We start from the raw sequence: 18,234 nt of genomic DNA on the forward strand, positions 1-18,234 counted from the left end.
GCTGCGACAGCGGAGGACCTCAGTTCCCCAGCTGCTTTCCGCGACAGCGACGGGTAAGACGCCCCGCCGTGGGCATTCCGGCTCGTCCCCGCCGTGCTGCACGGGGACCTACGGTTGCGGGTCAGCGCCGGACTCGGACCGGCTTCCCCCGCGACGGGCGTAGATGGTGTGCTCCCGGGTGGGAGCGAGCGGAGCGTAACACCGGCGGCGGCCCCGTCGCGGTGCCCGGGCGTGTGGCCGTCGCCACGCCCGCGGGTGCGGTCAGTGGGAGCCGGCGCCGTCGTCCACGAGGCGCAGGAGGACGGCCGGCGAGAGGCTGAGGTCGGCGTCGGCCGGCGGGGACGGCGCGAGGACGCCGTTCAGCTCGGGCACGGCGGCCGCCTCGGCCTCGGTGAGCTCCCGGAACGCCATCGACCAGGTCGAGAACGTCCTGCGCATGATCGTCTCCCGCCACACCTCGATCACCTCGGTGTGCCGGACGTCGCCGACGATGTCGTCGTACAGCTCGGTGACCGCGGCGGTCGGGCCCTCGAGGGTCTGCACGAAGGTCCCGGCCGAGTAGACCAGGACACCCGTGATGTCCTTCGCCGCGTTGCGGCAGCGCGACTGCTCCACGAGGTGCGCCAGCTCCTGCGGGGTGAGGGCCGCTGACGCCGCACTCAGATAGGTGATCGACAACATCGCACGCCTCTCCTGGCCGGGTCACCGCATCCTGTCGCAGATCCGCCCGCCACTGGACCGGTTCCCGGCAGGAGGTCCCGACAGTCCTGGATGAGGCCGACCGGCCACCGGATGCCTTACGGTGGATCACGCTCTTCGTCGGACGATCTCTGCGTCCGCGGGAGGATGACGAAAGGATCCCCATGACTGACGTCCGCCGTGTCGCCGTCGTCGGGCTCGGCAAGGTCGGCGAGCTCGTCGCCGTGCTGCTGGGCCGCGCCGGCTTCACCGTGGTCGGGTACGACGCCCGCACCCGCTCCGACCTGGCCTTCGAGGCCCATGCCCTAGAGGTCACCGACGCCGAGGCGCTCCGCGCCGCGCTCTCCGGTGCGCACGGCGAGGTCGACGCCGTGGTGGCCTGCCTGCCCTACGACCTCAACATCGTCGTCGCCGAGGCCGCCCACGCGACCGGCACGCACTACTTCGACCTCACCGAGGACGTCCCGACCACCGCCCGGGTGATGGAGCTCGCGACGCTGCCGAGCGACGCCGGTGCCGCGGCCTTCGTGCCGCAGTGCGGCCTGGCACCCGGCCTGATCGGCATCGTCGGCTCCTCGCTGGCCGCCCGGTTCTCCGAGATCCGCTCGATCGAGCTCAAGGTCGGCGCCCTGCCGCAGAACCCCACGGGCCTGCTCGGGTACGCCTTCAACTGGTCCGCCGAGGGCGTCGTCAACGAGTACCTCAACGACTGCGAGGTCATCCGCTCCGGCGTCCGCCGCATGGTGCCGGCGATGAGCGAGCCCGAGCGCGTCGTCCTGGACGGCACCGAGCTCGAGGCCGACCTCACCTCCGGCGGCCTCGGCACCATGTGCCAGACCTACGAGGGCAGGGTCCGCCGCCTCGACTACAAGACGCTGCGCTACCCCGGCCACTTCGCCCAGATGCGCTTCCTGTTCGACGAGCTCGGCCTCCGCGACCGGCGCGCCGAGGTCGGCGCGATGCTCGTCGACGCCAAGCCCCCGGTGAACGACGACCTCGTCTACCTGCACGCCTCCGTCGAGGGCGTGATGGACGGCCTGCCGCACCGCGAGAACCACGTGCGACGCTGGCTGCCGCTCGAGATCGACGGCCGCGTGTGGCGCGCGATCAGCTGGACCACCGCCGCCTCCGCGGTCGCGGCGGTCGAGCTGCTCGCCCAGGGCACGCTCCCGGCCACCGGCTTCGTGCGCCAGGAGGACATCTCACTGGCCGACCTGTACGCCACCACGTCCGGTCGGCTGTTCGTCGAGGAGGAGGAGAAGGTTGTCTGACGTCGCTGGATCGACCGATGTGGCAGGACTCGCCCGCGAGGTCCTGGCCCGCATGGGCGCCGAGGACCCGTTCGTCACCGAGGGCACGGCCGGCCCCGTCGTGGAGGCACGCTCCCCCATCGACGGCTCCGTGCTCGGTCGCGTCGCGGCCCACACGCCCGAGCAGGTCGGCGAGACCGTCGGCCGCGCGCAGGCGGCGTACGAGCAGTGGCGCAGCGTGCCCGGCCCGGTGCGCGGCCAGCTGGTCCGCGAGCTCGGCGAGCTGCTGCGCGAGCACAAGGACGACCTCGGTCGGCTCGTGAGCATCGAGGCCGGGAAGATCGTCAGCGAGGGCCTCGGCGAGGTCCAGGAGATGATCGACATCTGCGACCTCGCGGTCGGCCTGTCGCGTCAGCTCACCGGCCTCACCATCGCCACCGAGCGCCCCGGCCACCGGATGATGGAGCAGTGGCACCCCCTCGGGGTCGTCGCGGTGATCTCCGCGTTCAACTTCCCCGTCGCGGTCTGGTCGTGGAACACCGCCCTCGCGCTGGTCTGCGGCGACGCCGTGGTCTGGAAGCCGTCGGAGAAGACCGTGCTCACCGCCCTGGCCTGCCAGGCGCTGCTCGCCGAGGCGGCCCGCCGCGTCGGCGCCCCCGCCGACATCTCCCAGGTCGTCGTCGGCGAGCGGGAGGTCGGCGAGGCCCTGGCCGACGACCCGCGCATCCCGCTGGTCTCCGCGACCGGCTCCACCCGCATGGGTCGCGAGGTCGCCCCGCGCGTCGCCGCCCGTCTCGGACGGACCCTGCTCGAGCTGGGCGGCAACAACGCGGCCATCGTCGGGCCGTCCGCCGACCTCGACCTGGCCGTGCGCGGCATCGTGTTCTCCGCCGTCGGCACCGCCGGTCAGCGCTGCACCTCGCTGCGCCGCGTGATCGCGCACCACTCGATCCGTGAGGAGCTCGTGCGCCGGCTCGCCCAGGCCTACGAGACCCTCCCGATCGGCTCGCCGCTGGAGTCCTCGACCCTCGTCGGCCCGCTCATCGACGCACCGGCGCGGGAGTCCTTCGAGGCCGCCGTGCGCCGGGCCACCGACGACGGCGGCACCCTCGTCACCGGCGGGGAGCAGGCCGAGGGCGTGGCCGGTGGGCAGTACGTCCGCCCCGCCATCGTCGACATGCCCTCGCAGACGGAGGTCGTGCGCGAGGAGACCTTCGCGCCGCTGCTCTACGTGCTGGGCTACGAGAGCCTCGACGAGGCGATCGCGCTGCACAACGGCGTGACCCAGGGTCTGTCGTCGTCGATCTTCACCCTCGACGTGCGGGAGGCCGAGACCTTCCTGTCGGCCGTCGGCTCCGACTGCGGCATCGCCAACGTCAACATCGGGCCCTCGGGCGCCGAGATCGGCGGGGCGTTCGGCGGCGAGAAGGACACCGGCGGCGGTCGGGAGTCCGGCTCCGACGCGTGGCGCGCCTACATGCGCCGGGCGACGAACACCGTCAACTACTCCACCGAGCTCCCGCTCGCCCAGGGCGTCGAGTTCGTCTGACGCCCCGCGCGCCGTCCGAGGACCGGCCCGCCACCCGCTCCGGGTGGCGGGCCGTCCTCGTCCCTGCGCCCCACGCGGGCCGGGGTCCCGGGCCCCAAGGATTTACGCTGTAAGTTCCCGCCGAGTCACCCGCCTTCGTCTGGGTACTCCTCCAGAACCCGTCAGCACCACCGGCGGGCCCGTCGTACACCGAAAGGCTCCACATGAGAGACGCCCTCGCGTCCGGTCTGGCGACCATCGCCGACTTCGTCCCCAAGCTGCTGATCTTCCTGCTGATCCTCGTCGTCGGCCTCTTCGTGGCCAAGGCGATCGGCAGGGCGCTCAGCGCGCTGCTGACCCGCGTCGGCTTCGACCACGCGGTCGAGCGGGGCGGCGTCAAGCGCGCCCTCGCCAACTCCAACCTCGACGCCAGCGACGTCGTCGGCAAGCTGATCTACTACACGCTGCTGCTGTTCGTCCTGCAGCTCGCGTTCGGTGTCTTCGGCGCCAACCCGATCAGCGACCTGCTCTCGCAGGTCATCTCGTTCCTGCCCAGCCTGATCGTCGCGATCGTCATCGTGGTCGTGGCCGCGGCCATCGCCGCCGCCGTGAAGGGCCTGATCCAGAACACCCTCGGCGGACTGTCGTACGGCCGGGTCCTGGCCAACGGCGCCTCCGCCTTCATCCTGTTCCTCGGCGTCGTCGCGGCGCTCAACCAGGTCGGGGTGGCGACCACCGTCACCACGCCGATCCTCGTCACCATCCTCGCCACGATCGGCGGCATCCTCGTCGTCGGCGTCGGCGGCGGGCTCATCAAGCCGATGCAGCACCGCTGGGAGGACGCGCTCACCAAGGCCGCGGCCGAGGTGCCGAACATCCGCACCGAGGCGGCCAACGCCCCGAGCGTCTCCGAGCAGGCCCGTCAGGCCCGTGACCAGGCCCAGCAGCAGTACGGCCAGCAGGACCAGTACCAGGCCCAGCAGTACGGCGGCCAGGAGCAGTACCAGGCCCAGCAGTACGGCGGCCAGGAGCAGTACCAGGCTCCGGGCTACCAGCAGGGCGACGCCTACCAGACCCAGCAGTTCCCGGGTCAGGGCTACCAGCAGGGCGAGGCCTACCCGGGCCAGCAGTACCCGGGCGGTCAGCACCCCGCCGGCGGGTACGACGCCCCCGACACCGGCCGCTGAGCGGACGAGGAGACGACATGAGCGACACCTACGGAGCACGACCCCCGGGCGAGCCCGGACGCACCGGCCCTACCGGTGCGGTCGGACCCACCCCTGACACCCGGCAGGGCGGCCACGCCGGTCCCCGGCACGACGGCCCCCAGCACGACGGGCCCCGGCACGACGGGCCCCGGCACGACGGGCCCCGGCACGACGACCCCCGGCACGACGACCAGGCGGGACTCTCCCGCCGTGAGGTCGTGGCGCGCGAGCGCGAGGAGCACGGCGGCATCAAGGTCGGCAGCGCCTTCTTCGGCTGGCTCACCGCGACCGGCATGGCGGTCATCCTGACCGCCCTCGCCGCCGCGGCGGGCGTCGCCGTCGGCGCCGCGCAGCCCGGTGACGCCGCCGACACGGCCGAGTCCGCGAACCTGAGCGACCTCAGCACGATCGGGATCGTCGGCGGGATCGTCCTGCTCGTCGTCATCTTCGTCGCCTACTACTGCGGCGGCTACGTCGCCGGCCGGATGGCGCGCTTCAACGGCATCAAGCAGGGCCTGATGGTCTGGGTCTGGGCGGTCGTCGTGGCGGTCGTCGTGGCGGTCGTGGGCGCCGTCGCCGGCGCGCAGTACGACGTCCTGTCGCAGCTCAACAGCTTCCCCCGGCTGCCGTTCGGCCAGGGTGACGTCGGCCTCGCGGGCCTCCTGGCCCTCGCCGCCGTGGCGGTCGCCAGCCTCGTCGGCGCCCTCGTGGGCGGCCTGGCGGGCATGCGTTACCACCGTCGGATCGACAAGACGGGCCTCGGTCGCTGACCTGAGGAGTCGCCGACACGGCACGGACGACGACGGCCGGTGACCCGGTCGCTCAGTCGGCGACCTTCACCACGAGCTTGCCGCGGTTCTCACCGCGGAGCATCCCGACGAACGCCCGGGGGGCGTTCTCGAGGCCCTCGACGACGTCCTCGTGGTAGCCCACCGTGCCGTCCGCGACCCAGGCGCCCATCTCGCGCAGGAAGTCGTCGTGGTGGGTGGGCACGAACTCGGTCTGGATGAAGCCGCGCAGCGTCAGCGACTTGGTGAGGACCGACGACATCAGGGCCGGCGTCCGGTCCGGGCCCTCCGGCAGGGACGTGGCGTTGTAGCCCGACACCAGGCCGCAGACGGGGATCCGGGCGTACAGGTTGAGGTGGCGCCACACCTCCCGGGTGACGCGACCGCCGACGTTCTCGAAGTAGACGTCGACGCCGTCCGGCACGGCGGCGGCGAGGTCCTCGGCGAACGTGTCGCTGCGGTGGTCGACGACCGCGTCGAAGCCGAGCTCCCGCAGCATGTCGAGCTTCTGCGGCCCGCCGGCGATGCCGACGGCCCGGGCGCCGCGCTGCTGCGCGATCTGGCCGACGGCGGACCCGACCGGGCCGGCGGCCGCGGCGACGACCACGGTCTCCCCCGCCTGCGGGCGGCCGATGGCGGCGAGACCGGCGTACGCCGTGAAGCCGGGCATGCCGAGCACGCCCAGCGCGGTCGAGACCGGGGCGACGTCGGGGTCGACCTTCCGCACGTGCTCCGCACCGACGACGGCGTGGGTCTGCCAGCCGCCGTAGGCGAGGACGACGTCGCCGGGCGAGAAGCCGTCGGCGCGCGAGGTGACGACCTCGCCGACGGTGCCGGCGGGCATGACGCCGTCGATCGGGGTCGGGTCGGCGTACGACTCGGCGTCGCTCATCCGGCCCCGCATGTAGGGGTCCAGGGAGAGGTAGAGCGTCCGGACGAGCAGCTGGCCCTCGGCGGGCTCGGGGGTCTCGACGCTCTCGAGTCGGAAGTCGTCGTCGGTGGGCTCACCGTGGGGTCGGGCGGCCAGGACGATGCGGGAGGTGGTCATCCACCGACGGTAGGCCGCGCCCCCCACGGGGCGCGGCCCACCCCGGCGGGTGAGGCGGGGAGTGTGACTCAGGCGATGCGGCGCAGGCGGGTGATGGTCAGGCCGTTCTCGTCGAGCAGCTCCGGGATCTGGTTGGCCAGGTTCACCAGGTGCGGCGTCTGGAGGTGGGCGTCGAGGTGCGCCGCGCTCTCCCAGTTCTCGTAGAAGAAGAAGACGCCCGGCTCCTCGACGCTCTCGTGGAGGTCGTAGTTGACGTAGCCGTCCTCCTGGCTGGTCGGCTCGATCAGCGCCTTCAGCCCCTCGCGCAGCTCGTCGGTCTTGCCGGGGGCCGCCCTCATGTAGGCGATCACGGTGAGCAGGTCGCGGTTGTCGTCGGTGGGGGTGGGCACGGGGCGCCTCCTGGGTTCTCGTGGGTGCTCGGCAGTGAGCGTGGTCATGCCACCACACGGACGACGGCGGCGGTGGTTGCGCGCTGTATTACTTTGCGACACGTGACCACCACCCGCGCCGAGATCGCCGCCGCCATGGCCGACGCCGCGACCGCCTGGCTCGACTCGCTCGACGACACCCAGCGCCCCGACGCCACCGGCGCCGTCCCCGAGGACGGCGAGGCCGACGGCGAGCGGCGCCGCTGGTTCTACACCCCGACCGACCACGGCGGCCTCGACCTGCACCGCCAGAGCCCGACCCAGCAGCGGGCCGTCATGCGGCTGGTCGGCACCGGGCTGTCGCAGGCGGGCTACGTCACCGTCGCGACCACCATGGGCCTCGAGAACGTCCTCGACCACGTCGAGGGGTTCGTCACGAGGTTCGACCGTGAGCGCGGACGGGACCCCGGTCTCTACTACCTCCGCGTCTTCGGCGACCCCGGCCCGAGCGGGGCGTGGGGCTGGCGCTTCGGGGGCCACCACGTGTCGCTCAACAACCTCGTGGTCGACGGGGAGCTCGTCTCCACCACGCCGTGCTTCATGGGCGCCGACCCCGCGAGCTCGCCGCTGCTCGGCGGGGGCGTCAACCGTCCGCTGGCCCGGGTCGAGGACCTGGCCCGCGAGCTCGTGGCCTCCCTGACCGCCGAGCAGCAGGAGCGGGCGATCCTGCTCGCGAAGGCACCGTCCGACTTCGTCACCGCCAACCGCAGCGTGGTCTCGGAGGGCGACCGCGTGATCCCGCTGGCCGGCATCTGGCGCGACGAGAGGTTCCCCGACGACGTCGAGCAGGAGAAGCTGCAGAAGCTCAGCGACGCGATCGACACCGCCGCCGACTACACCGACGAGGACCACGAGCTGGTCGCCTACTCCCACGAGCCGCGTGGTGTCGCCGGCCGAGAGCTCGACCCGCCGCAGCGCCACCTCCTGCGCCGGCTGCTGTCGACCTACTTCGACCGCGTGCCCGAGGCGGTCTCCCCGATGTCGACGTACGACGACGACGCCCGGCTGGACGCCGTCCACGTCGCCTGGGCGGGCTCGCTGGAGGCGGGCGCGCCGCACTACTACCGGCTCCAGGGCCCGGGGCTGCTGATCGAGTGGGACAACACCCAGCGCGGCGCCAACCACGCCCACTCGGTCTGGCGGGACCCCGACGCCGACTTCGGCGCCGACGTCCTCGCCGAGCACCACGCCCGCCACCAGCACTGACCCGTCACCGGGTCTCGCGCGACGGGGTCAGCGGTCGAGCAGCTCCCGCAGCACCCGCTCCAGCTCAGCGGCCGGGTCGTCGGTCAGCGAGCGTGACCGCCACGCCACGTGGTTGTCGGGACGCACGAGCACGCAGCCGTCCTCCTCGACCTCCCGCAGGCGCGACCAGTCCTCGTAGAGGTCGGTGACGTCGGCGCCGGGACCGATCACGACACCGCGCAGGTCGAGGCCGAGGGAGTCGGCGACCCGGGTCGCGGCGTCCGCCCAGGCCCGCCCGGTGATGCCGGTGAGCAGGGTGAAGCGGCCGTGCCCGGCGACGTCGTGGGTGCTGACGCGCTGCCCGTCCCGGCCCAGCCAGCAGTGCGGGAGACGGGCGCCGGGCCAGGTGGTCGGGTGGTAGTACAGCTCCGGGTCACGCGTGTACGCCGGCTCCTCGGTGCCGTCGGGCACGACGGCGCCCGAGCGGTAGCGCTGGCCGAGCTCGACGCCGTGGGCGTTGAACTCGTAGTCCTTCAGCTCCAGCGCCTTCCGGATGGCGCGCCGCTTCTCGGCGCCCTCGAGGCTGTCGTCGGCGCGACCGGCGATCCCGGCCTGCATGGCCTCGACGTCGTCCGTTCCGGTGACCTCCAGCGCCTCCAGCAGGGCACCGAACTCCTCGATCGACTTGTTGGCGCGCAGGACGATCTGCTCCCCCACCGGGGCCCGCTCGGCGTCGAAGCTGTCGAGCAGGCCGGGGCCGGCCTGGCCGTGCAGCACGTGGGCGAGCTTCCAGGCGAGGTTGTAGGAGTCGCCGATCGAGGTGTTCGAGCCGAGCCCGTTGGACGGCGGGTGGCGGTGGACGGCGTCGCCGACGGCGAAGACGCGGCCCTCGCGGTAGCGCTCGGCGTACATCTTGTTGTTGCCCCACAGCGACAGCGAGCGGATCGTCACGGGGACGCTGTCGTCGCCGACGAGGTTGTGGACGATCTCGGTCGCCATCTCGTCGGTGAGGTCCGGCGGCGGGGAGTCGATGTCGTAGCCCCAGGTGATCAGCCACTCGTTCCACGGCCGGACCATCCGGATCAGCCCGAGCCCGATGCCGCCGATCGTCGCGCCGGGCTGGAGCACCCAGTAGAGGACGCTCGGCCGGTGCGCGACGTACGCCGAGAGGTCGGCGTGGAAGACGATGTTCATCGACCCGGCGACGTCCATCTCGCCGGCCATCGGCAGGCCGAGGTCGGCGACGACCTTGCTGCGCCCGCCGTCGGCGGCAACGACGTACTTCGCGCGGATCGCGTACTCGTGGCCCGAGAGCCGGTCGCGGACCTGCACGGTGACGCCGTCGTCGTCCTGGACGAGCGAGACGTACTCGGTGTCGAAGCGCACGCGACCGCCGCGCGAGGCGGCGTGGCCGACCAGGATCGGCTCGAGGATGGTCTGCGGCAGGTCGCAGTTCATGGACGGCGAGGCGAGCCGGTAGTCGGCCTCCCGCTCGGGGTGGGTGCCCCACGTGCGGATGCGGCCGATCTCCTCCCCCGCCAGGCTGCTGCAGAAGACGGTGTCACCCATGAGGTCGTGCGGGGTGGCCTCGGCGAGGACCTCGTCCTCGATGCCCATGTCGCGCATGATCTCGACGGTCCGCTGGTTGGTGATGTGGGCCCGCGGGGTGTTGGCGGTCCAGCGGTACTTCGTGATGACCAGGTGGTCGACGCCGTACGTCGCGAGGAACAGCGCGGCGGACGCGCCGGCCGGGCCGCTGCCGATGACGAGGACGTCGGTGGTGAGGACGGCCTGCTCCGCCGTCGGGTCGGTCTGGGTGGTCATGATGCGCGCTCCTCGGGGGCCAGGACGATGTCGAAGTCGGCCTGGGACCAGGCCACGTCGGGGGTGGTGCCGTCGGGCGCGGGCTCGCCCGCGGGGTGCTCGGTGAAGTCGACGACCAGGGACTCCTTGACCCCGAAGACGGCGTCGGAGTCCTGGTGGGCGTCACCGCGGACGAAGATGTGGGTGACGAGCCGGTGCAGGCCCGGCGCGGTGACCATGAAGTGCAGGTGGGAGGCGCGCATCGGGCTGCGCCCGGCGGCGGTCAGCAGGTCGCCGACCGGCCCGTCGTGCGGGATCGGGTACGGCGTCGGCGTCACGCACCAGAAGCTGTAGCCGCCGTCGTCGCCGCTGCGCAGCCGGGCGCGTCCGGAGACCCGGCCATCGCCGTGCTGGACGTCGTACATGCCGTCGTCGTCGGCCTCCCAGACGTCGAGGACGGCGCCCGCGACCGGGGTGCCGTCGACGTCGCGGACGGTGCCGGAGACCCAGCAGGGCTGTCCGGCGGCGCCCTGGGCGGCGTCGCCGCCGACCTCGATCTCGGGGGCGCCCTCGGCGAAGAAGGGCCCGAAGACGGTCTGCTCGGTGGCGCGGGTGTCGTCGGGCTCGTTGACGGTGATGGTCTGCATCGACAGGCCGAGGACGTCGGAGAGCAGGATGAACTCCTGCCGCCGGTCGTCGGTGATGTGGCCGCAGCGGGTGAGGAAGCCGACGGCCGCCTCCCACTCGGGCTCGGTCAGGCGGGTCTCGCGGACGAAGGCGTGGGCGTGGCGCACGAGCGCCTCGAGCAGCTCGCGGTGGCGCGGATCGGGGGTCCCCGCGAAGGAGGCCAGGACCTTGTCCGTGACCGCCTGCTCGCGGGCGTCCCTGACCTGACGGGCCTCGTCCTGCGCTGCCTCGTGCGCCTCGTCGTGTGCGGGGGGCATCAGCCGATCTCTCCTCGGGGGTCGGTGCCGGACCAGGCGTCGGTCAGCAGGCGGACGGCGTCGGCGAGGTGCACCGGCCGGGGGTTGGAGGGTGGGGTGGCCTCGACGACGGCCTCGGCGTCGGCGGGGATGTCGGCCTCCGCCATGCCGAGGGCGCGCAGCGCGGTCGGGGCGCCGAGCTCGAGGCGGAGGTCGACGAGGCCGGCGACCGCCTCGGGGGCGTCGAGAGCCTCCGCGATCCGGCGGGCGGCCTCGGGGGCCGCCGGGGCGTTGAAGGCGAGCACGTGCGGGAGCACGACCGCGTGCGTGTCGGCGTGCGGCAGGTCGTGGGCGCCGCCGAGCACGTGGCAGATCTTGTGGTGGAGCCCGGAGCCCGCCGAGGCGAACGCGACCGCCGACAGGTAGGCGCCGTACAGGCACCGGTCGCGGGCGGCGCGGTCGTCCGGGTCGGCGACCACGGCGCACAGGCCCGCCGCCAGGGCACGGATCGCCTCGGTGGCCAGCGCGGCGTCGACGGGGTCGACCCGGGGACCCCAGAACGCGTCGACGGCGTGGGCCAGGGCGTTGAGGCCGCTGCTCACCGAGAGCGGGACGGGCAGGGTGGCGGTGAGGTCGGCGTCGTACACGACGGTGCGGGGCAGCACGACGGGGTCGACGCCGGTGGTCTTGCGGCCGTGCTCGGTGAGGCCCCAGACCGGGGTGACCTCCGAGCCGGCGTACGTCGTGGGGACGGCGAGGACCGGCAGGTGCGCGGTCAGCGCGACGGCCTTGGCGGTGCCGGTCGTGGAGCCGCCGCCCACCGAGAGGACGACGTCGGCGCCGGCCTCGGTCGCGAGGGCGCGGACCTCCTCGGCCACGGGCACGGGGACGTGGGGCCGGACGCCGTCGAAGGTGGCGACGACCTCGGCGCCCGGCCCGAGGTCCGCGGTCAGCCGGGCCGCGAGGTCGGCCTCGGAGGGCGCGGCGACGAGCAGCACCCGTGAGCCGAGGCGGCGTACTTCCTCGCCGACGCGCTCCGCCGCACCGCCGGGCGCGAACACCACCCGTTGCGCGAGGGTCTCGCGCTCGAACCCGAGCCGGCCGTCGTCGCTGTTGCCCACGTCACACAGCCTGCCTCCTCGGCAGTCATAGGTCCAATATGTATCAGGGTGACCGCTGATAGTTTCCGCGTATGGATCTGCGGCAGCTCCGCTACCTCACCGCGGTGGTGCACGAGCGCAGCGTGACCCGCGCGGCCGCCCGTCTGCACATGACGCAGCCGCCGCTCTCGGCCGCGATCGCGCAGCTCGAGGCCGAGCTCGGGGTCGCGCTGCTCGAGCGGCACGGGCGGGGCGTCGAGCCGACCGCGGCCGGGGAGCACCTCGTCGCCCGCGCCGCCGTGCTGCTGCGTGACCTCGACGACGCCGCGGCGAGCGTCCGCGCCGTGGGCTCGGGCCTGCAGGGCCGGTTGGCCGTCGCCGTCGGACCGGGCGTGGGGGTCGACCTGCTGCCCGCACTGCTCGAGGCGTACGACGTCGCGGCGCCCGAGGTGGACGTCGAGCTCCACGACCTGGCCGAGCCCGATGCGCTGGACCGGGTGCGGACGGGCGGGTGCGGTGTCGCCGTCCTGTACTGCGCGCGGGCCGCCGACCTCGAGCGGCTGCACGCCCGCGAGCTGGAGGTCGCGATGATCCGTCGCGAGCCCCTCGTCGCCGTCGTGCCCGCCGCCGCGGAGCTCGGGGAGACGGTGTCGCTGCCCGACCTCGTGCCCGTCGCCGGTCTCCGGTGGCTGGCGCCGCTGGCGCACGACGGCTTCCCCGGTCTCGCGTCGCGGCTGCAGGAGGCCTGGGACGCCGCCGGCGGCGCCCCCGCCACCCGCCGGCACCTGTCGTCGGTCGAGTCGGCGCTGCGGCTGGTGGCCGCGGGGGCCGGGTTCGCCGTCGTCCCCTCGTCGGCGGCGCGGGGCTTCGCCGGGTCCGCGTCGGTGCGGAGCGTGCCGCTCGCCGCGCCCCTCGCCCCGGTCGAGGCCGTCGCGGTCTGGCGTCGCGGCGAGCGCCCCTCCCCCGTGCTCACCCGCTTCCTCCGCGCCGCCCTCGCCACCCCCGAGCCCGACCGCCTCGCCCCCGAGCACGCGCGCCCACGCCCGTCCCCGGAGGTCGAGGTGCGAGGAGCCCCGGCGACGAGCCACGAGACCCCGTGACGGTCCTCGACGAGCTCGAGCACCTCGGCGGAGGTCAGCCCGCGACACCCAGCAGGGCGAGGCCCGCGGCCATGACGATCGCGCCGGTGGAGCCGGCCATCGCGGCGGTGCCGAGGGTGGCGAGCCGGCGGGCGGTGGGGAGGAGCTCGGCGACCCCGACCCGGAGCATCACGCCGGCGACCAGCCCGAAGACCGCGGCGTACGCCGCCGGCGGCAGCACCGCGGCCAGCACGAGGTAGCCGAGGACGGCGCCGACGGGCTCGGCCAGTCCCGAGAGGGCGGCGGCGCCCACCGCCCTCCGCGCGTCACCGCTCGCGCCGAGCACCGGCGCCGCCACCGCGATCCCCTCCGGGACGTTGTGGATCGCGATCGCCAGGGCGAGCACCGCCCCGGCGTGGGGGTCCTCGAGCGCCGCGACGTACGTCGCGAGCCCCTCCGGCAGGTTGTGGAGGCCGACGGCGACCGCGACGACCAGCCCGGTGCGCCGCAGCCGCACCTGCGGACCCGACCCGTGGTGGTGCGGCAGCCGCTGGAGCGCAGCGGTGAGCCCGGCGCCGAGGAGCACCAGGACGAGCGTCGCCGCCCACCCCACGCCGGCGACGCCGGCGGGCACCATCGCCGCCAGGCTGACCAGGACCATCGCCCCGGCCGCGAACCCCAGCGCGACGGCGAGGCCGCGGTCGTCGCGCACCCGCCGGTGGACGGCGAGGAGACCACCGAGCACGGTCGCCCCGCCCGCCAGCGCGGTGAGCCCGAGCGCGACCAGCGCCGGGGTCACCGCGACCACCCGCGCGCCCACGCCACGACGGTCCGGACGGTGGGGTCCGGGTCCGCCCCGAGCCGCGCCAGGTCCTCCGGCGCGACCGCCGGGTGGGCGGCCGCCCACGCCCGCACGGTCGGCGCGGCGTCCAGGGCGAGCCCGGCGAGCAGCACCGACGTCGTCAGCGGGTTGCGCGCCACGCAGCACCGGACGCCGACCTCGCGGTCGCCGGCCAGCCCCGCCAGCACGTCGTACGACGCCCGGTGCGACAGGGCCGCGCTCTCCCGGATCCGCGGGTCGGGCGAGACCGCCAGGCGGGCGACCCGCGCGGTCTTGCCCGGGCTCGCGGGCGGGGAGGCGAACGCCGAGAGCGGCGGTCCGGCGGCCGAGGAGGCCGCCAGCGCCGCCCGCTGCCCGGGACTGAGGAAGCCGACGCAGGACACGGTGCTCAGCCCTGCCGCGCGTTGACCTCGTAGGAGGTGTTGATCGACTCGAAGAAGTTGACGAGCTGCAGGGTGTCGTTCGCGGTCGCCATCCACTTCGCCGGGTTCTGCGCGCCGAAGTACGCCCCGAATCCGAGCTCCTCCAGCCGCCGGTCGGCCAGGTAGCGCACGTACTGGTTGATGTAGTCGGCGTTCAGCCCCAGGATGCCCGTCGGCAGCAGGTCGCGGTTGTAGGCCTCCTCCATCGCCACCGCGTCGATCACCATCTGCTGGATCTCGGCGGCGAACTCCTCGGTCGCGATCTCCGGGTTCTCGTCGAGCACGGTCAGCACGAGGTTGATGCCGAACTTCAGGTGCAGCGACTCGTCACGCACGATCCAGTCGATGAGCGAGGAGAAGTTCCGCAGCAGGTTCCGCTGCCTGAAGCTCAGCGCCACCATGAACCCGGAGTAGAACCAGATCCCCTCGAGGATCACGTTGTAGGCGATGAGGTTGCGGACGAAGTCCTGCTTGCCCTCGACGGTGGTGATGTCGAGGGTCTGCTCGGTCATCCGCCTGATGTAGCGGACCTCGAACTCCTCCTTGGCCGCCATCGACGGCACCGTGACGTGGGAGTCGTACGCCGCCTGCCGGTCGATCGGGAACGTCTCCAGGACGTACTCGAAGCTCATGCAGTGGTTGGCCTCCTCCCACATCTGCTTGGCCAGGTAGAGGTGGCACTCGGCGGCGTTGACGTAGGGGTAGACGCCGAACGCCAGCGCCTTGTTGACGAGGAGCTCGTTCGGGTTGAAGTAGCTCATGAGGAACGTCAGCGCCTGCCGCTCCTCCTCGCTCATGCGGTCGAAGTCGGCGAGGTCCTCGCCGAGCTGCACCTCGTTGGGGAACCAGGTGTTGGCCACGGCCTGGTCGTAGAGCTCCATCGCCCACGGGTAGGTCACGGGCTTGAGCAGCAGGCCCTCCTCGATGCCGGTGCCGAGGATGCCGCGGGTCTTCGTCTCGGGGGTCTGTTCGTCGATCGTCATGGGGTGTCCTTCGAGAACGTCGTCGCTGGTGGGTGCGGTGGTCGTGCGGCTCACTGGCAGGAGTCGCACTGCAGGCGCTCCATGGGGTCCACGGGGCAGGCGTCCTCGAGCACCGGGAGCTCGGTGGCCTCGGGGGCCGGGACGACCGGGGGTGCGGCGGCGGGAGCCGGACGGACGGCGCCGAAGCCGCGACGGGCGCCCCCGCCGGCGGGCGCGAGCGCGGCCGCCTTGTTGACCGCGACGGTCGACTGCTCCGCGGTGTGGCGGGGCTTCATGTGGAGGTAGTAGGTCGTCTTCACGCCCATCCGCCACGCGGCGTCGTACAGCTCGACCATGGAGGAGACGTCGCGGTCGGCGAGGTAGATGTTGCGGCTGATCGCCTGGTCGATCCACTTCTGCGCCCGCGCCGCGACCTCGACGTACGCCCGGCCGGGCAGGGAGAACGACGTCCGGTAGATCTCGACGAGCTCGGCCGGGACGTCGTCCCGCTCGGCGGCGACGGCGGCCAGGTCGCCCTGGTGGCGCAGCAGGTCGTCGCGGACGCGCTCCCACAGCCCCAGCGTGCGGAGGTCCTCGACGAGGTTGCGGTTGACCTCGAGGAACTTCCCGGAGCTGGTCGCCCGGCTGAAGATCTGGCTGAACTGCGGGTCCAGGCCGGGCGTCGTCCCGGCGACGAGGCCGATCGAGGCGGTCGGGGCGATCGCGAGCAGCGTCGAGTTCCGGATGCCGCCGGCGACCTTCGCGCGCAGCGCGTCCCAGTCGAGGCGGGTGGTGCGGTCGACCTCGACCGCCACGCCGCGGTCGGCCTCGAGCAGGTCGAGGGAGTCGACCGGGACCATCCCCTCGCTCCAGCGCGAGCCGGCGAAGTTCGGGTAGGCGCCCCGCTCGCGGGCGAGGTCGGCGGAGGCGTCGATGGCGTGCCAGGACACGAACTCCATGAGCTCGTCGATCAGCGCGTACGACGCCTCGCTGGCGTACGACCAGCCGAACCGCTCGACGACGTCGGTGAAGCCCATGACCCCGAGGCCCAGTGCACGGTTGAGCGCGTTCGAGACCTCCGACTCCGGCACCGAGGAGATCGTGATGTCGATGAGGTTGTCGAGCTGGCGGACCGCGAGGCGGGTGGAGGCGGCCAGGCGGTCCCAGTCGATCCGCGGCCCGTCGTGCCCGGCACTCCCGCGGCGGCCGGTGACGTGGCGGGCGAGGTTGACCGACGCGAGGTTGCAGACGGCCACGTTGTCGCGGTCCTGCGGCAGCGTGATCTCGGTGCAGAGGTTGGAGAGGTGGATCGTGCCCGTGTTGTTGTTCAGCGCCCGGGTGTTGATCGTGTCCTTCCACGTCAGCCACGGGTGGGACGTCGACTGCAGGGTGGTGAGGATCGCGCGGAACTGCTCGCGCGCCCCCAGCTTCTTGTGGCGCAGGTCGCCGGCCTCGGCGCGGGCGGCGTACCCGGCGTACGCGCGGGAGAAGGCGGAGCCGGTGAGCTCGACGAGGTCGGGCACGTCGGCGGGGTCGAACAGGTACCACGGCTCGTCGGCGGCGACCCGCTTCATGAACTCGTCGGAGATCCACACCGCGGTGTTCGCGGTGCGGGTGCGGCGGTAGGGGTCGCCGGAGTTCTGGCGGAGGTCGAGGAACGCACCGAAGTCGAGGTGCCAGTTCTCCATGTAGAAGCACAGGGCGCCGAACTTCTTGCCGCCGCGGCTCACCGCGCGCAGCGTCGAGTCGATCGTGTGCATGAACGGGATCGGCCCGGTCGAGGTGGTGTTGTTGGACTTGATGCGGCTGCCCTCGGCGCGCAGCTTGGTCACCGACAGGCCGATGCCACCGGTGCCCTTCGTGAGCCACATGACGTCGCGGACGGACTTCGCGATGTGCTCGATCTCGTCCTCCATCTGCATCACGAAGCAGTTGGAGAGCTGGGCGTACGACGTCCCCGCGTTGACCAGCGTGGAGCCGGCGGCGAGGTACTCCAGGCGCGACATCGGGTCGTAGAACCCGATCGCGGCGGCGGTGGGGTCGGCCTCGTTGAGCGACAGGCCCATGGCCACGCGCATCCAGAAGAACTGGGGCATCTCCATCGGGCGGCCGTCGGGCGCGGTGATCATGTAGCGGGTCCGCATGGTCTGCAGCCCGACGTACCGGAGCAGGTCGTCGCGGGCCGGGTCCAGGGCGGAGGCGAGCCGCTCGAGGTCGAAGTCGGTGCGCAGGCGGGGGTCGAGCAGGCCCAGCTCGACGCCGCGGACGACGTACGCGACGAACGCCTCGGCGTGGAACGCCCGGACCTCGTCGGTGGTGACGCCCTCGCCGAAGATCGCCTTGTAGAGGCTCTTCACCAGCAGCCGGCTGGCGATGGTGTCGTACGCCGGGTCGTCCTTGACGTTCTGCAGCGCGATGCCGACGACGGCCTCGTCGAGCTGCTCGGAGGTGATGCCGTCGAACAGGGTGATCTCGAGCTCGCTGCGCAGCTGCGTCGCGCGCTCGACCTCGTGGTCGAGGCCCTCGGCGGCCTCGGTGATGGAGCGGGCGATCTCGTAGCCGTCGTACGGCGCGCGGGTGCCGTCGCGCTTGACGACGGTGATCTCGCTGCGGTCGGTGCTGGTGCTCATGGGTCCACCCCTCGTGGGTCCGGTGATCAGGACGCGGACCGCGGTCGAGAGGGGTGCACGGGGTCTGGGCAGGGTCCTGCCCTCGATCCCTGACCCTCCCTCGGGGTCGCGGAACCTCCGCCGACGGCGGAGCACTGGCAGGTCTTCGGACTCGTGGGCGTCGTGCCGAGGCCTACTGTCCGTCGCTTCCCGGGTCTGGCTACCCAGTGCTCATGACGGAGGTCGTTCCCACTCACCGCTGCGGGGCAGTCCCGGACTTCCACCGGGTTCCCTCTTAGCCACTCCCCTGGGTTGAGGAGTCGAACCAGCTGCGTCGATCACTATAGGGGGTGGAACTACA

General features: G+C 72.9%; 16 protein-coding genes and 2 riboswitches. Of the genes, 6 read left to right on the top strand and 10 right to left on the bottom strand.

Going from position 1 to position 18,234, the window contains the following annotated elements:
- Positions 1–70: 70 nt before the first annotated feature.
- A riboswitch (cobalamin riboswitch) is annotated at positions 71–149 on the bottom strand.
- A gap of 112 nt (positions 150–261) precedes the next feature.
- On the bottom strand, positions 262–681 hold the full coding sequence (locus tag Q0858_RS05920) for a BLUF domain-containing protein (RefSeq protein WP_299051933.1): 420 nt from the start codon (positions 679–681) through the stop codon (positions 262–264).
- A gap of 182 nt (positions 682–863) precedes the next feature.
- On the opposite strand from Q0858_RS05920, the gene Q0858_RS05925 reads away from it, so the two are divergent.
- The 4 genes from Q0858_RS05925 (at position 864) to Q0858_RS05940 (ending at position 5,455) form a co-directional block, all read left to right on the top strand.
- Positions 864–1,970: a saccharopine dehydrogenase C-terminal domain-containing protein gene (locus Q0858_RS05925; protein WP_299051934.1), complete on the top strand. Its 1,107-nt coding sequence runs from the start codon at positions 864–866 to the stop codon at positions 1,968–1,970.
- Between the two features lie 19 nt (positions 1,971–1,989).
- A complete protein-coding gene (locus Q0858_RS05930; RefSeq protein ID WP_299051935.1) occupies positions 1,990–3,498 on the top strand; it encodes an aldehyde dehydrogenase family protein in 1,509 nt (502 codons plus the stop codon).
- A gap of 203 nt (positions 3,499–3,701) precedes the next feature.
- Positions 3,702–4,664: a hypothetical protein gene (locus tag Q0858_RS05935; protein ID WP_299051936.1), complete on the top strand. Its 963-nt coding sequence runs from the start codon at positions 3,702–3,704 to the stop codon at positions 4,662–4,664.
- A 17-nt stretch (positions 4,665–4,681) separates the two neighbouring features.
- Positions 4,682–5,455, top strand: a complete 774-nt coding sequence (locus tag Q0858_RS05940) for a hypothetical protein (protein ID WP_299051937.1) — start codon at positions 4,682–4,684, stop codon at positions 5,453–5,455.
- Between the two features lie 52 nt (positions 5,456–5,507).
- Here the strand turns inward: Q0858_RS05940 and Q0858_RS05945 are convergent, their stop codons facing one another.
- Entirely contained in the window at positions 5,508–6,521 is a 1,014-nt protein-coding gene (locus Q0858_RS05945) for an NADP-dependent oxidoreductase (RefSeq protein ID WP_299051938.1), read from the bottom strand.
- Between the two features lie 68 nt (positions 6,522–6,589).
- The gene (locus Q0858_RS05950; protein ID WP_299051939.1) at positions 6,590–6,910 is read right to left on the bottom strand and encodes a putative quinol monooxygenase; all 321 of its coding nucleotides are present in this window, start codon (positions 6,908–6,910) and stop codon (positions 6,590–6,592) included.
- Between the two features lie 102 nt (positions 6,911–7,012).
- On the opposite strand from Q0858_RS05950, the gene Q0858_RS05955 reads away from it, so the two are divergent.
- Positions 7,013–8,155, top strand: a complete 1,143-nt coding sequence (locus Q0858_RS05955; protein WP_299051940.1) for a DUF3500 domain-containing protein — start codon at positions 7,013–7,015, stop codon at positions 8,153–8,155.
- A 27-nt stretch (positions 8,156–8,182) separates the two neighbouring features.
- Here the strand turns inward: Q0858_RS05955 and Q0858_RS05960 are convergent, their stop codons facing one another.
- From Q0858_RS05960 to Q0858_RS05970, 3 genes are read right to left on the bottom strand one after another with little or no spacing between them, the layout of a single operon-like run.
- A complete protein-coding gene (locus Q0858_RS05960) occupies positions 8,183–9,958 on the bottom strand; it encodes an FAD-dependent monooxygenase (protein WP_299051941.1) in 1,776 nt (591 codons plus the stop codon).
- Complete coding sequence (locus Q0858_RS05965) at positions 9,955–10,881, bottom strand: dioxygenase (protein WP_299051942.1); 927 nt, start codon at positions 10,879–10,881, stop codon at positions 9,955–9,957. The genes Q0858_RS05960 and Q0858_RS05965 overlap by 4 nt, the downstream gene beginning before the upstream one ends.
- Positions 10,881–11,981 (bottom strand): maleylacetate reductase, encoded by a 1,101-nt coding sequence (locus Q0858_RS05970; RefSeq protein WP_299051943.1) that lies wholly within the window; start codon positions 11,979–11,981, stop codon positions 10,881–10,883. The genes Q0858_RS05965 and Q0858_RS05970 overlap by 1 nt, the downstream gene beginning before the upstream one ends.
- Positions 11,982–12,052: 71 nt before the next feature.
- On the opposite strand from Q0858_RS05970, the gene Q0858_RS05975 reads away from it, so the two are divergent.
- Positions 12,053–13,060, top strand: a complete 1,008-nt coding sequence (locus Q0858_RS05975) for a LysR family transcriptional regulator (RefSeq protein WP_299051944.1) — start codon at positions 12,053–12,055, stop codon at positions 13,058–13,060.
- A gap of 34 nt (positions 13,061–13,094) precedes the next feature.
- Here the strand turns inward: Q0858_RS05975 and Q0858_RS05980 are convergent, their stop codons facing one another.
- The 4 genes from Q0858_RS05980 to Q0858_RS05995 are packed head-to-tail and all read right to left on the bottom strand — an operon-like array spanning position 13,095 to position 17,894.
- The gene (locus tag Q0858_RS05980) at positions 13,095–13,859 is read right to left on the bottom strand and encodes a ZIP family metal transporter (RefSeq protein WP_299051945.1); all 765 of its coding nucleotides are present in this window, start codon (positions 13,857–13,859) and stop codon (positions 13,095–13,097) included.
- Positions 13,835–14,263, bottom strand: coding sequence for a hypothetical protein (locus tag Q0858_RS05985; RefSeq protein ID WP_299051946.1), 429 nt, complete (start codon positions 14,261–14,263; stop codon positions 13,835–13,837). Before Q0858_RS05985 ends, Q0858_RS05980 begins: the two co-directional genes overlap by 25 nt.
- 5 nt (positions 14,264–14,268) lie before the next feature.
- On the bottom strand, positions 14,269–15,285 hold the full coding sequence (locus Q0858_RS05990) for a ribonucleotide-diphosphate reductase subunit beta (protein ID WP_299051947.1): 1,017 nt from the start codon (positions 15,283–15,285) through the stop codon (positions 14,269–14,271).
- A 50-nt stretch (positions 15,286–15,335) separates the two neighbouring features.
- Positions 15,336–17,894 carry a ribonucleoside-diphosphate reductase subunit alpha gene (locus tag Q0858_RS05995; RefSeq protein WP_299051948.1) on the bottom strand — a complete coding sequence of 853 codons (2,559 nt, stop codon included), beginning with the start codon at positions 17,892–17,894 and terminating at the stop codon, positions 15,336–15,338.
- Between the two features lie 118 nt (positions 17,895–18,012).
- A riboswitch (cobalamin riboswitch) is annotated at positions 18,013–18,218 on the bottom strand.
- Between the last annotated feature and the right edge of the window lie 16 nt (positions 18,219–18,234).

This window comes from uncultured Nocardioides sp. (assembly GCF_947489365.1).
Taxonomy (GTDB): Bacteria; Actinomycetota; Actinomycetes; order Propionibacteriales; family Nocardioidaceae; genus Nocardioides.

What these genes read in the sequence shown, in the direction of transcription:
- Q0858_RS05920 (WP_299051933.1), bottom strand. Translation starts at nt 681, where the DNA reads ATGTTGTCGATCACCTATCTGAGTGCGGCGTCAGCGGCCCTCACCCCG.
- Q0858_RS05925 (WP_299051934.1), top strand. Translation starts at nt 864, where the DNA reads ATGACTGACGTCCGCCGTGTCGCCGTCGTCGGGCTCGGCAAGGTCGGC.
- Q0858_RS05935 (WP_299051936.1), top strand. Translation starts at nt 3,702, where the DNA reads ATGAGAGACGCCCTCGCGTCCGGTCTGGCGACCATCGCCGACTTCGTC.
- Q0858_RS05940 (WP_299051937.1), top strand. Translation starts at nt 4,682, where the DNA reads ATGAGCGACACCTACGGAGCACGACCCCCGGGCGAGCCCGGACGCACC.
- Q0858_RS05945 (WP_299051938.1), bottom strand. Translation starts at nt 6,521, where the DNA reads ATGACCACCTCCCGCATCGTCCTGGCCGCCCGACCCCACGGTGAGCCC.
- Q0858_RS05960 (WP_299051941.1), bottom strand. Translation starts at nt 9,958, where the DNA reads ATGACCACCCAGACCGACCCGACGGCGGAGCAGGCCGTCCTCACCACC.
- Q0858_RS05965 (WP_299051942.1), bottom strand. Translation starts at nt 10,881, where the DNA reads ATGCCCCCCGCACACGACGAGGCGCACGAGGCAGCGCAGGACGAGGCC.
- Q0858_RS05975 (WP_299051944.1), top strand. Translation starts at nt 12,053, where the DNA reads ATGGATCTGCGGCAGCTCCGCTACCTCACCGCGGTGGTGCACGAGCGC.
- Q0858_RS05990 (WP_299051947.1), bottom strand. Translation starts at nt 15,285, where the DNA reads ATGACGATCGACGAACAGACCCCCGAGACGAAGACCCGCGGCATCCTC.
- Q0858_RS05995 (WP_299051948.1), bottom strand. Translation starts at nt 17,894, where the DNA reads ATGAGCACCAGCACCGACCGCAGCGAGATCACCGTCGTCAAGCGCGAC.